This is a genomic window from Leptolyngbya sp. ST-U4 (assembly GCF_039962215.1).
Taxonomy (GTDB): Bacteria; Cyanobacteriota; Cyanobacteriia; order Elainellales; family Elainellaceae; genus Leptolyngbya_A.
Genome location: NZ_JAMPKZ010000001.1, coordinates 1,140,986 through 1,153,157 on the forward strand (window position 1 = coordinate 1,140,986; position 12,172 = coordinate 1,153,157).

A 12,172-nucleotide genomic window follows, 5' to 3' on the forward strand; every position below is an offset into this window, starting at 1 on the left:
GGTTCTTGAGCCACTTTAAGCCCATGGTGCAGCAAATTCTCCGCCTGTTTGATACTTCTCTTATTGAAGAATTGCATGAGAAACTGCATGAGGAACACGCTACGAAACGCACTGAGGAACAGCACACTGCCGGACAGACTTTGCTCGAAGAAACACAGCAGCTTTTCCATTCTGACGGCTCTGAAGCTGAGCTAGTTGCCCTAATTCAAAAAGCGATCGACGCGATTCATGAGCTGTGTGACTAAATACACAGGAATCTTCGAAAACATCTAGCAAAGACCCATCCCGCAAAGGCATCTAGGACATGCAGCAAAAACAGTTTCTAGGATTCTTCCTTTGCTGCCTCTGCTTCCAGGGTTTCCTGAAGGTAAAGCTGAGCCAAGCGATCGTATATTCCTGCCCCAATATACATCGGGTATTTGTGCGATCGGCTATAGACCCAGACCAGTTCACCAAGCAGGTAGATTCTGACATCTTCTGTCCATTTTTTGCACTGAGGCATGAGCGACGTTGCCGTTTCGAGAGCATCAGTCCACCGCTCAAATTCCTGAGAGTAGCGGGGTGTAACAACCTTGAACATCCAATATCCTGTCGAGGGTAAACGCGATCGATTCTTCCGATTGATAATAAGCCGATTATATCCCTGTCTCAAGCGGAGCTAGAGGGAGAAGCTAGAGGGAGTTTGAGCAGTCGTAGCGTCCTGCACTGCCTCCGTTATTTCCCTTTCTTGTTATTGCCCTTTCTAATTTCCCTTGCTATCAGAGTTACGCTCAGATTCCTTTGTAGGCTAAAACCTCTTTAGCAGGAGATCGATCGCCCGTACAGGAAATGCGTCTGGGGGCATTAATGAATATGATTTCAAAACCGAGGCTTTGATAGAGATTCAGAATGCGATCGGTCGCCTGGTTGGAGGCAACTACAGGTCCAGGATGAGCCGCTAACCATTCGGCTAATCTGACCTGATCCTGCCACTTAAAATCCTGAGCACTGTAGCGAGTAAATTTTACGTCGTAGGGCGGGTCAGAATAGATAAAATCGCCTGGAAGAATGGGAATTGCAGAAAAATCGCTGCTGGTAAACTGCCAGCTTCTTAAAACAGAAGCGTAACTTGTGAAATCCCTGATGTAGTTAATGGTTTTGTAGCGTCCGAACGGAACGTTAAACTGATTGCCATTATTGAAGCGGCACAAGCCGTTGTATCCCGTACGATTCATGAAGTAGAACAGCTTTGCTGACTCTGAACTGTTTGCCTGACCGTCTCGAATCAATTGATTAAACCGTTCTCGACATCCGTAGTAATACTCCGCGCTGTTTTCTAATGGAATATCAATACAAAGTCCCTTTTGCAGCCAGCGATAAAAGTTAATCAAATGCAGATTGTGGTCATTTAACACGGCCTGCCGGGGTTGCAAACCCAGCGCAACTGCCATCCCTCCCACAAACGGTTCTACAAGTCGCTGATGCGAATAGGGTTGCCAGAAATCCATTAGCATCGGCACAAGCCATCGTTTACCGCCAGCCCACTTCAGTGGAGGATTCAGGAGTGGGGGATTGAGGAATGCTGGACTGGCGTTTGCAGTCTTCACGAATGCTGATGCTCCTTAATCGATCGCGTCAATCGAATCAATTGTCTAAACAAAATCAGGGGATCAGTACGACAGATCTACTCAAATTGTATAGCAAAGCCTGAAATTCAGTCATCCGGGAGAAATTGAACGAAAACGCTTCATCGATCATTTCGGATAGATTCGATCGCGCAGTTTATCTGCATTCATCAAACCCTCAGCCTTGTTTTGTACAATAAACAAAGTCCATTGCCCGATTATTATTTGTTCCATGCAAGACTTTTTAAATAACGTTTCTCGCTATCCCCGCTATCTCATTTCATTTTCGCTGGGCGTGCTGCTGACGATGTTCAGTCCGCTGGTTCCTCTGTTTAAGCGTCCGGTCACTGCCGTGGCAACAGTTCTTTTTCTGTTGGCTGCCCTGACGTTTCTTGGCTTGACTTTACGTGCCATGCTGGGATTGAGTCCTGCTTAATGTCCTGATGCTTGATGTCTTGAAGTATCCTGAGCCGCTCCAGGGAAAAGCAGATTATTTCTTGAAGCCAAAATACATTTGCCCAAAGAGGCATCACGATCGCAACTGGCATCCGCTAATCTTGAGCAGAGCCTGAGCCGTGCAGGGCAAAACTGACTGTCGCGAACTATTGGGAGGAGAACTATGGCTACTGGTCGTCGGGTTGCCCGCGTGTCGGAACTGATTAAGCGGGAGGTCAGCCAGCTACTCTTTAACGGAATTAAGGACGATCGCGTCGGGCTCGGCATGGTCAGCGTTACAGATGTCGATGTATCGGGCGACTTGCAGCACGCCAAAATCTTTGTCAGCATCTACGGATCGGACGAAGCGCGAACCGCAGCAATGGCAGGGCTAAAGTCGGCAACAGGCTATGTCCGCAGTGAGTTGGGACAACGGCTGAGCCTAAGACGCACCCCTGAAGTCATCTTTGTCGAAGATCGCTCGATCGAGCGGGGAACGAAAGTGCTGTCGCTGCTGAATCAGCTCAGCCAGGAGCGCAAACCAGACGATGAGGAGGCGATCGGGGTTGATGATCAAGCCGTCGCTCTTAACGACGAACTCGACGCGCAATACGACGCGGATCTAGAACTCGACGACGATCTTGAAGACGGCGAATTCGACGACGAAGACGAACTCGAAGACAAGGACAGCCAGCCTTGACAAAAACAGGTCTACTGTCGGCTCTGCCCGACTGGGAAACTTTATCACTGCGGCAGCAAATCGCCCAGATGATTGTCGTTCGCGCTTCTGGGCATTTGTTTGACCATCAGATTGAATATCCTCAATGGGAAGCTCCGCATGCGGTGCTACAGCGATCGATTCAAGAGTTGGGCGTGGGCGGCGTGATTTTGCTGGGCGGCAGTGCGGCAGAAATCGGCTTGCGAACTCAGCAGCTTCAGGACTGGGCAGAGATTCCTTTAGTGATTGCGGCAGACATTGAAGAAGGGGTTGGACAGCGCTTTGCCGGGGCAACCTGGTTTCCGCCGCCGATGGCATTGGGTCAAATTGCCCGTGAGGACGCAGCATTGGCAGTCAATCTTGCCTTGCAAATGGGCAAAATCACTGCTCAGGAAGCAAAGGCGATCGGCTTAAACTGGGTGCTGGCTCCGGTGGTAGATGTAAATAATAATCCAGCGAATCCGGTAATTAATGTGCGATCGTGGGGCGATACGTCAGAGCTGGTCGGACGACTGGGGGCGGCATTCTTCCAGGGGGCGCAGTCGGTTTCGATTTTAACCACGGCGAAGCACTTTCCGGGGCATGGCGATACAGCGATCGATTCCCATCTGGAACTGCCCGTGATCGATCACGATTTAACCCGCTTACAGCAAATTGAACTGCCGCCGTTTCAGCAGTCGATCGGGGCTCAAGTCGATGCAATAATGACGGCTCATATTCGTCTGCCTGCCCTCGATCCCATCCATCCAGCAACCCTGTCGCGATCAATCCTCACGGGGCTGCTGCGCCAACAAATGAACTTTGACGGGCTGATTGTCACCGATGCCCTGATTATGGGCGCGATTCTCGACCGCTATGGGGCAACCGCAGCCCCAGTCATGGCAGTCGAAGCAGGGGCAGATATCGTGCTAATGCCTGCGGATCCGGAAGGAGCGATCGACGCGATTTGTGAAGCCGTTGAAACCGGACGAATTCCGCTAACGCAAATCCAAGCATCGCTCGATCGCATCTGGAAAGCAAAACAGAAGGTCAGCGATATGCCAATTACGGGCAGTAGCACCCATGACTGGGAAAGACACACGCCGCCCCCGATCGATCTCACCCAACTTGCTCAGCCCGAAGCGATCGAAACTGCCAATGTGATTTTGCAGCACTCGACGCAAATCTATCGCTCTAACGGGGACAGGCTAGAGCAGTTCTTGAGCCAGCGCCTGATCGCAGCCCTTGCCGATCGTCTTGCACCACGCAATCTGATTCTGGTAGATGATGCCTTAAATTGTGGTTTTCTAGCGCGATCGGCCCCAGCAGTCACCCTTCCTGCCGAGTTGGGCTGCTCATTACAAGTGCTCGATCGAAATACGATCGGCTTGCTGACGGCTGAGACCAATCCTCCCCCTACGCTGCTTCAGCTTTTTATTCGGGGTAATCCATTTCGCGGCAGTGCAGGACTGACTCAGACCGTACAGGAGTTGGTGAGCCGCTTAATTCGTGAGGATTCTGCTTCGTTGGGCTTGTTTGCCCTGGTGGTGTATGGCAGTCCCTACGCACTGGAATCCCTGACTACCCAGCTTCCGCCCGATCTGCCCTATGGATTTTCATACGGACAAATGCCAGCGGCTCAGACGATCGTCCTCAACCGCTTGTTCGGGAATGGGCAGCAAAAACAGAATCAACCCTTCACCGACTGAACGAACTCTTAATACATCACCGGATTCATGGGGTCGGGTGCAAAGGCAAGCCACAGCGGAAACTGCAGCAGCGATAGGCTGATCATTTCTTCGGACTCATCGACCAGAATCAGCGGCAGTTGCTTTTGCTTCACCAGCCGATCGGCTCGCTGCACAAGCGGTTCGGGAGCTTCAAACAGCACAATGCCTTCCTCTGTGCCAAAATCGCCGCGAGAAATGCCGAGACAGTCCTGCAAGCCGCGCCGCCACTCCCCCAGCCGTTCAGGAGAATTGCCCAGAATTAGCGGGCGCAGCCGCTCTCCGTATAGCTCGTTCAGAATCGAGATCACGGCTGAGGCAATCAGAATGTTTTGCAGGCGTGACCCCATCGATCGAATTGCGCCCCGCCCACCCTGCGTAAAGAACCAGTTTGCCACTCGCTCGGCGTGAATCGGCTCAAAGGTGCGGCGCAACTGCCAGGGAGGACCATAGTAATCGGGCATGGTGCGATACTGATCCAGCAGTTTGCGAATGATTTTTGTTTCGTCCTGAAACTTCTTCTCGGCGAACTGAGGCGTTGCAGCTTCGGGCTGCGGCGGTTGTCCGCCTGCTGGGGCACTGGTTGGGGCTTTAGCGGCTACCGGACGCTGCTGGATTTCCTCGATCGGCGGCGTGAGCTGAAGCTGCTCGGCGGCGGCTGCCAGATCTTGCAAACTGCCCACCAGATAATCTTTGAAGCCCTGCACACGAATGGCTAAATCCTGCGACGCTCCGGCAAAGGTAGTTCTCATCTCATTTTTAATCCGCTCCTGCCGCCGCTCTAGCTGCTCAATCGATAGCTGAAGTGCCTGTTTGCGCTGTTCCAGATCGCCCAAGCTTTCCTTTACCAGTCGCCCGATCGCTGTTTGAGCTTCGGTGACTTGCCGTTGCAGCATTGCATTATAGGAAGTTTGCAGCGATGCAATTTCCTGCTGAAGCTTTTTCTCTTGCTGGCGCAGATCCGCGACCCGCCGCTCCAAGTCGTTTACTTCTGCCGCAGATGCCGAAGACGCTGCCGCGCTGGGAGGAACGCTGCTAGAGCCGAGATTGAGAGGAATGGGAGGTCTTCCAGTTGAGTCTGAAGGAAAAGACGAATCAGAATTCATAATGCTTAATTCGCAGTTTAATGAATCACAGCCTGAAGGCTGTACAAAATTATCGATCGCTCACTGAATCAATGCGGGGACAGCGTTGCTCCAGGCAAATTCGCAGCAGTTTCGCATCAAACAGCACAGGCAAAAAGTGAATGCTCTTCACTTCCTTGAAGTACAGCAAAATCGGAACGTTAACCCAGAAAATGCGCCAGTTTTGCCATTCCTGATAGGGAAAGCAGCGAATCATCTTTTCTCCTCGATACACCTCCAGGGCGACGGGCGTAAATCGCAGCCGCAATGTTGCTGCCTGAATGAGAAGAAACAAACCCAAAAGGGCGATCGTCCCACTCACCCAGGAATTAACAAACCAGAGGGGAATCGCCGCCAGCACCAGCACGATCGGAATTGCGTAGCTGGGTTCAAGCTGAACTGTCTCAGTGGCAGCAGGTGGAGTCGAAGCGGTGGGTGAGGTAGTCATGGCGATCGCATCCCTCAAACGTTAAACAAAGCCTTTTCTATTTTAAGGGACAGGCTTAATCTGCGACGCTGAATGTGGTTTTACCTGCTCAGCCTGATGCCCCCAGAGGAAAACCGCTTGTCACCGCCTCAGCAACTCCACCGATTAACCTTACAAATTGAACCGTTGTAAATTAACCGCTACAAATTAAACCGTTATAGATTAAACAGCTCGCTACCCGGACCCTGAAACATCAGCCAGGAAAGGAAAAAGTTTGTAATAAAGATCGTGAGCAGTGCCGTGACGACTGCCGTTGTGGTCGATTGCCCTACCCCCTTTGCGCCGCCCGAAGTCGTGAGTCCCCAGCTTGAGCCAATCACGGCAATCAGCGAACCAAAGACGCCGCCTTTGATCATGCCGCTCACCAGATCCCATGGGGTCAAAAAGTCGCGCACCGAGTTGAGAAAAACTTCGTTCGAGATGTTGTAAAGCGTATCAGCAACCAGCAATCCGCCAATCAGACCTGTCATAAACGAAAGAATGGTGAGGATTGGCAGCATCAGGCAGCAGGCGACGACTCTGGGAATCACCAGATAGTCGATCGGGTCAGTTTTGAGCATATACAGCGCGTCGATTTGCTCTGTTACCTGCATTGCGCCAATTTCAGCCGCAAAGGCAGACCCCACCCGACCCGCCAGAATCACAGCAGTCAGTACCGGAGCCAGTTCTCGCGCCAGCGCGATCGCCAACACGCCTCCGATCGCCGACCCTGCCCCAAAGCGAATAAACTCGCGAGATACCTGAATCGTAAACACCATACCGACAAAGGCCGCCGTCAGCAGCGCGACCAGTACCGAAGCCGGACCGACTGCCACCATTTGATCGATCGTATTACGCCGCTGGACTTTGCCTTTCAGCAAATGAACCACCACCTGCCCGCCCAAGAGGGTTGCAGCCAGCAGACGTTGGAGCCATCGTCCCAGATCTGTTGTTTGTCCCGTTTGAGTCAATCTTCTTAATTCCTGTACAGAGCCACCGATCGAGCTAATTCTTACAGACTATAAAAAAACAGACTGTAAAAAATTGTCATCTTAAACATAACCTATGTCTGTGTGGACAGCGTTTCTTAATAACCATTTAAGATTTCTGACAGGTGCTCGGAACATCGGCGATCGGCGACTATCTTAGAACTTAAGAAATTGAACATTGAATGCAGAACCTTCCCGTTGTCCGCCACCCCTTCTGCCGCTATGACTAACATCACTCATCTTTTTCGCTCCTTGGTGCTTACTGCAATCTTTAGCTTTATCGCGCCTGTTGTTCTTACAATCGTTCTGTTTGCGATCGCACGCGGGTGGGCATACTTGCCCCAGCAGGAGTCGTTAAGCCAGTTCGCAATTGCTCAAATTGCCTACTTTTTGAGTATTTTTGGAAGCGGCAGCCAAGTCCAGGGTGTTGTATTGATTGGTACTGTTTGTAGCCTGGTGGGTGTCCTATTTAATGCTTACACCCAATACCGATATCAGAACCTCGGGAATTACGAATAGCAGCCCCAAATCGCCTGCGATTGACTGTTCCGCTGCATTATTCTTAGAAGAAAGTTTCTGATTAGCTTGATAGAACCCGCATTTCGGCTTAGGTTCTATCTAGTATTAAGTTGCATCAGGGTGAGGAATGTGTCAAAGGACTGGACAGGGTCGGTAGAAATCCTGGCAATCGCAATCTCGGTGGTCTGTTTGCTGATTGCGCTATTTACTCAAGCAGTGATTCCGGCAGTGCTGGGAATGCTGCCCCTTGTGATTGCAGTGGGTTTAAACAGTCGGCATCGTCGCCAGATTGAAGTCTCCAGGACACAAAGTCAGCTTCGGATCAACCGCCTTGAGCAGGCCTGCGCTGACCAAACGGCATTTGTTAATCGCCTTGCAGGAGCAGCCCCAACCGTGCCGGGTCAGGAAGCAATTTTGATGCGGATGCGGCGGGCAATGGCAGAATCCTACGCGAAAACTCAGAATCGTCTGATTGCGCTGGAGACAGGCGAAGTCAACAGTTTACGGCAGGATGTCTCCAGTTTGCGATCGGACTACGAGACCCTTCAGCAAAGGCTGGATGAACTGCCGCAGTTGCTCGATCGGGTGCAGCACATTGAGCAGTATTTGCACCAGCTTCAGGCACATTTGAACTATTTTTCGCAGCATTTTGCGCCAGCGGCGATCGGCGAAGAGCTTGAAGCACTGAAACACCAGCTCAGCCAGTTCCCGGAACAATCCTTAAACGAGACTATCAACGAGCTAAGCTCCCGGTTGATTCACACCGAAGCAGCCATTCAAGATCTCAACTGCCGCTTTACTGATAGCCTACAGCCAGTTCTCCCGTCGCGAGCAGGAGCCTATGTATCTGAGGAAGTTTATGTACTTCAGATTTTGAGACAAAAGCTTCAGGAGCCAGAAACCATTTTGCATCCCGATCATAGCGTTGAGCTACCCACAGGGATGGGCGTACAGATGCGATTTGTGAGACTCATCCGGCAATCTGATGCAATCTCAATTTGTGAGAAACTGGTACGAAACTCGGAATTACAAGTTCCCGCAGCGACGCTCTCCTGGGTCAAAAACCGCTTTACTTCGGGGGTGCGCGACCTGGAAACGGTCATCTACCGCAACCGCTATGGCAATTCAGATAAATACCTTTTTCTTTATGAGGTAATGCGGCTTGTAGACGATCTGATTGCCGAATTTGATGCCGTCCAGGTGAGTGAGCTTTAGGCTGGGTTCACCTGATTCAGCAAATTCTTTTAACCCTGCGCCTTCTTTGCCATGCGTCTCCTTTGTATTAGTAACGGACACGGGGAAGACACGATCGCGCTGCGAATTGTGCAAGCACTCCAGCAGCAGTGCACCGCGATCGAAATAGCCGCACTGCCGATCGTCGGAGCAGGACGAGCCTACCAGCAGCAGGGCATTCCGATTGTGGGAGCCGTGAAGCCGATGCCCTCAGGCGGATTTGTCTACATGGATGGGCGGCAGCTCGTAAGGGATTTACGAGGCGGACTGGTACAGCTCACCCGCACTCAACTTCAGACCGTGCGATCGTGGGCAAAACAGGGCGGCGTCATTCTGGCAGTAGGAGACATTGTGCCCCTCTTGTTTGCCTGGTGGAGTGGTGCGCCCTATGCTTTCGTGGGCACGGCGAAATCTGAATACTATTTGCGGGATGAACATGGGTTGCTGCCCCGGCGATCGTGGTTTGAGCAGCTCGAAAGCTGGTCGGGGTCGGTGTACTTGCCCTGGGAACGATGGCTGATGAGCCGTCCGCGCTGTCGGGCTGTGTTTCCCCGCGATCGAATCACGACGAACTTTTTGCAGCAATGGCAGATTCGCGCCTTCGATATGGGCAATCCAATGATGGATGGCCTGGAGCCGAGCGGTGATTCCTTTCTGCCGTCAATGGAGCCGTCGATGGAGCCGCCGCCGATGACCGTTGCCCTGCTGCCCGGCTCACGGATTCCTGAAGCGTATGACAACTGGAATCTGATTGTGGAGTCTGCGACTGCCCTGCAAAAGATGATGCCCGATCGATCCCTGCTATTTGTGGCGGCGATCGCTCCGGGGCTAGATCTGACCCAGTTTCAGCAAACGCTCCGCGTCCAGGGCTGGCGGCAGCAAACAGATGAATCTTATGGACAAACCAATGCGCGGCTGGTGCTAACCCCTGCGTTTAACAACTGCCTGCATCAGGCAGATTTAGGCATCGCAATGGCAGGAACGGGAACTGAACAGCTTGCAGGCTTGGGTAAACCCGTGATTACGCTGCCCGGAAAGGGACCCCAGTTCACACCTGCCTTTGCCGAAGCTCAAACCCGATTGCTGGGCTGCTCGGTTACGCTGGTCAACCAGCCGCACCTCGTTCCATCTGCGGTCAAGGCGTTGCTCAATGACCCCGATCGCCTGTATCAGATTCAGCAAAACGGGCAGCAGCGCATGGGAACGAGTGGAGCAGCTCAGCGAATCGCAGCCCATCTTCTGAACGCGTTTTAGCGGAAAGTAGTCCTGGCTACAATCCCTAAAAATCATTACGTTCAGGGATAGTTACACAGCTTTAACTTATAGTCAAAAGGTTTCATGATCAAAAGGTTTCATGATCAATAAGGCTCCTGATATTGCTTCTCCCAGTGAGGGCACAAAATTAGGACAATTCAAGTCAAGACAAATTCAGATCAAGATAAACTCAGGTTAGGACAGAGAGGTACGGGGTAGTGATCCTGTACCAGAGTTTTGCCTTTCCTGAAGAGCGGCTTAAATCATAAACTGCATCAGCCTCGCAGCGATCGGCATCAGCAAAAGGGTGTTTAGGAAACGGATAATCTCTTTGTTAATCTATTAAGAGACGGTTGAGAGAATAGCTTCACTGGAAGTTCAACGCAACCCATGCTTTGCCAATATGTTAGGCTTCGATGTCGTGCACCTACCTCCTTGCTCATCTACCCGTTCCAGAGGCTAGCGGCAAAGCATACTATCGCTGACGTGACAAGCATTAGTCAGGGTAATGATCAATTGAGATTGAGTATTGAGCATCGATTGAGCAGCGAGCAATCAAGGCTGGCAGGATTTGGTAGAACTACCTGCGCCAGTCAGGATGCATCAAGTTTATCCATGAGGTGAGTCACATGGTAGAAGCAGATGAAATTGTAAGACTATATCAGCAGGGCGAACGCAACTTTAGCAGGCTCAATCTGAGTGGACTGTCGTTCCAGGGACAGGATTTGTCGGGCGCAGATTTCACTCAGGCAAACTTACGCGGCACCACTTTTCGGCGATCAGTGCTGCGGGGCGCCAATTTTGCAGGAGCCAGAATCGGGTTACGGTTGCGCGGCAAAATCTTACTGACGCTGGGTTTGCTGGTGCTAGCAGCTCTGCTAGGCATTGGAGCAGGCATTATGGGAACGATCGTCAATCTCGAGATCCGTGTTCATACGACCCGATTTGAAGAAATCATTGCAGGTTGGACAACGCTGCTGCTGCTGATTGGCTATACGTTTGTTTCAACGCGGCACGGGTTAAAGGCAGGCTTCAGTCTGTTTCTGATTGCCTTTGCGGTGGCGGTTTCGGTGGCGGCGACTGGACCCCTGATCGCAACTCTGATCAACCCAATCGCCTTCTCGATTGCCTTTGCGATTGCAAACGCGATCACGATCGTTCTCACCGTCTTAGCCGCAACTGTGACGGCAACGGTGCTAGCGACTGGGGGATGGGCGGCGATCGGGATGGGGTCTGCGGCTCTGATTATTGCGGTGTTTATCCTGGGGTTTGCCTCTACCGTTGCTATCACTCACATCGTTGCCTCGATCGTGGCGGTTGTGCCTTGCGTTCTAATGCTGACAGGCTATCAGTGCTGGCGTGCTCTGAAGGGTGACGGACAACATTCAATGATTCGCCAAGCCGTAACAGCTCTGACGGTTCAGTGGGGAACAAGCTTTCAATCTGCTGATCTCACCGATGCCAGTTTCACCGGAACCCGATTGCACAACGCAAACTTCGATAATGCCATTCTGACGCGCACCTGCTGGGCAAATGGGGCACGCACCGCATCTATCCACGCGATCGGCAGTCCTTTTGCCTTCCTGGGCTAGGCAGAACGCGAACTTTACTCTTTCTAGCGGAACTTCTACATAAATTTTGTGCATTAATTGTTTACTCTTTGTTTAATTAACGCGCCTATAATGAGCTTAGATTCAGCTATAGCTGGATAAACCTCAGCACAAAATCATTGTGGGTAGGAGTAACGACCGCCATTAATCGATTTCCATCATTAGATTAGTTACGGCTATCGATTATGGGAATTGGTCACCATTACGTGTTCCACCCCAGGCAGCGCATCCTCAGATTCCGGTGGAATCCACAGACGACTACCTGCGGCAATTAGGGATCAATCCTGCAAACATCAAAATTGATATTCAGTCCGAAACGCCAGAAGAGCGTCGATCGCGCCTGCGACGAGAAGAGCGCAAGGCACAGGCTGATTTAATCAAAGAGCTTCTGCTGTACGCGGTAGGAGTTCTTTTAGTGGCGGCACTAATGATTATTAGTGTGACGGTTTTCCTTAACAAGGAATATTCTCAGGAATGGCAGGACTGAGCGCGATCGACCTTGACAGCAACGTTG

General features: G+C 51.6%; 14 protein-coding genes. 9 read left to right on the forward strand and 5 right to left on the reverse strand.

The annotated features are described in order from the left end of the window. Window positions 1–23 precede the first annotated feature (23 nt). Window positions 24–245, forward strand: a complete 222-nt coding sequence (locus NDA02_RS04960) for a hypothetical protein (RefSeq protein ID WP_190790715.1) — start codon at window positions 24–26, stop codon at window positions 243–245. A 77-nt stretch (window positions 246–322) separates the two neighbouring features. Here the strand turns inward: NDA02_RS04960 and NDA02_RS04965 are convergent, their stop codons facing one another. Continuing rightward, window positions 323–580, reverse strand: a complete 258-nt coding sequence (locus NDA02_RS04965; RefSeq protein ID WP_190790716.1) for a hypothetical protein — start codon at window positions 578–580, stop codon at window positions 323–325. A 190-nt stretch (window positions 581–770) separates the two neighbouring features. After that, window positions 771–1,586 carry a Dam family site-specific DNA-(adenine-N6)-methyltransferase gene (locus NDA02_RS04970; protein WP_190790717.1) on the reverse strand — a complete coding sequence of 272 codons (816 nt, stop codon included), beginning with the start codon at window positions 1,584–1,586 and terminating at the stop codon, window positions 771–773. A gap of 250 nt (window positions 1,587–1,836) precedes the next feature. Between NDA02_RS04970 and NDA02_RS04975 the strand changes: the two genes are divergently transcribed. The 3 genes from NDA02_RS04975 (at window position 1,837) to NDA02_RS04985 (ending at window position 4,445) form a co-directional block, all read left to right on the forward strand. Beyond that, window positions 1,837–2,040, forward strand: coding sequence for a DUF751 family protein (locus NDA02_RS04975; RefSeq protein WP_190790718.1), 204 nt, complete (start codon window positions 1,837–1,839; stop codon window positions 2,038–2,040). Window positions 2,041–2,223: 183 nt separating this feature from the next. After that, window positions 2,224–2,739 (forward strand): 30S ribosome-binding factor RbfA, encoded by a 516-nt coding sequence (rbfA, locus tag NDA02_RS04980; RefSeq protein ID WP_190790719.1) that lies wholly within the window; start codon window positions 2,224–2,226, stop codon window positions 2,737–2,739. Beyond that, window positions 2,736–4,445, forward strand: coding sequence for a glycoside hydrolase family 3 N-terminal domain-containing protein (locus tag NDA02_RS04985; RefSeq protein ID WP_348254492.1), 1,710 nt, complete (start codon window positions 2,736–2,738; stop codon window positions 4,443–4,445). Before rbfA ends, NDA02_RS04985 begins: the two co-directional genes overlap by 4 nt. A gap of 8 nt (window positions 4,446–4,453) precedes the next feature. Here the strand turns inward: NDA02_RS04985 and NDA02_RS04990 are convergent, their stop codons facing one another. The 3 genes from NDA02_RS04990 to NDA02_RS05000 form a co-directional block, all read right to left on the reverse strand. Further along, window positions 4,454–5,569: a DUF3086 domain-containing protein gene (locus NDA02_RS04990; RefSeq protein WP_190790150.1), complete on the reverse strand. Its 1,116-nt coding sequence runs from the start codon at window positions 5,567–5,569 to the stop codon at window positions 4,454–4,456. A 49-nt stretch (window positions 5,570–5,618) separates the two neighbouring features. After that, window positions 5,619–6,035 (reverse strand): DUF3119 family protein, encoded by a 417-nt coding sequence (locus NDA02_RS04995; protein ID WP_190790151.1) that lies wholly within the window; start codon window positions 6,033–6,035, stop codon window positions 5,619–5,621. Window positions 6,036–6,229: 194 nt separating this feature from the next. After that, window positions 6,230–7,024 (reverse strand): MlaE family lipid ABC transporter permease subunit, encoded by a 795-nt coding sequence (locus NDA02_RS05000; RefSeq protein ID WP_190790152.1) that lies wholly within the window; start codon window positions 7,022–7,024, stop codon window positions 6,230–6,232. Between the two features lie 240 nt (window positions 7,025–7,264). On the opposite strand from NDA02_RS05000, the gene NDA02_RS05005 reads away from it, so the two are divergent. The 5 genes from NDA02_RS05005 (at window position 7,265) to NDA02_RS05025 (ending at window position 12,145) form a co-directional block, all read left to right on the forward strand. Next, window positions 7,265–7,561 carry a hypothetical protein gene (locus NDA02_RS05005; protein ID WP_190790153.1) on the forward strand — a complete coding sequence of 99 codons (297 nt, stop codon included), beginning with the start codon at window positions 7,265–7,267 and terminating at the stop codon, window positions 7,559–7,561. 129 nt (window positions 7,562–7,690) lie between these two features. Next, entirely contained in the window at window positions 7,691–8,776 is a 1,086-nt protein-coding gene (locus NDA02_RS05010; RefSeq protein ID WP_190790154.1) for a hypothetical protein, read from the forward strand. A gap of 51 nt (window positions 8,777–8,827) precedes the next feature. Continuing rightward, on the forward strand, window positions 8,828–10,048 hold the full coding sequence (locus NDA02_RS05015) for a lipid-A-disaccharide synthase-related protein (RefSeq protein WP_190790155.1): 1,221 nt from the start codon (window positions 8,828–8,830) through the stop codon (window positions 10,046–10,048). A gap of 629 nt (window positions 10,049–10,677) precedes the next feature. Continuing rightward, window positions 10,678–11,640, forward strand: coding sequence for a pentapeptide repeat-containing protein (locus tag NDA02_RS05020; protein WP_190794412.1), 963 nt, complete (start codon window positions 10,678–10,680; stop codon window positions 11,638–11,640). A gap of 259 nt (window positions 11,641–11,899) precedes the next feature. Further along, window positions 11,900–12,145 carry a hypothetical protein gene (locus NDA02_RS05025; protein WP_348248851.1) on the forward strand — a complete coding sequence of 82 codons (246 nt, stop codon included), beginning with the start codon at window positions 11,900–11,902 and terminating at the stop codon, window positions 12,143–12,145. The last annotated feature ends 27 nt before the right edge of the window (window positions 12,146–12,172 follow it).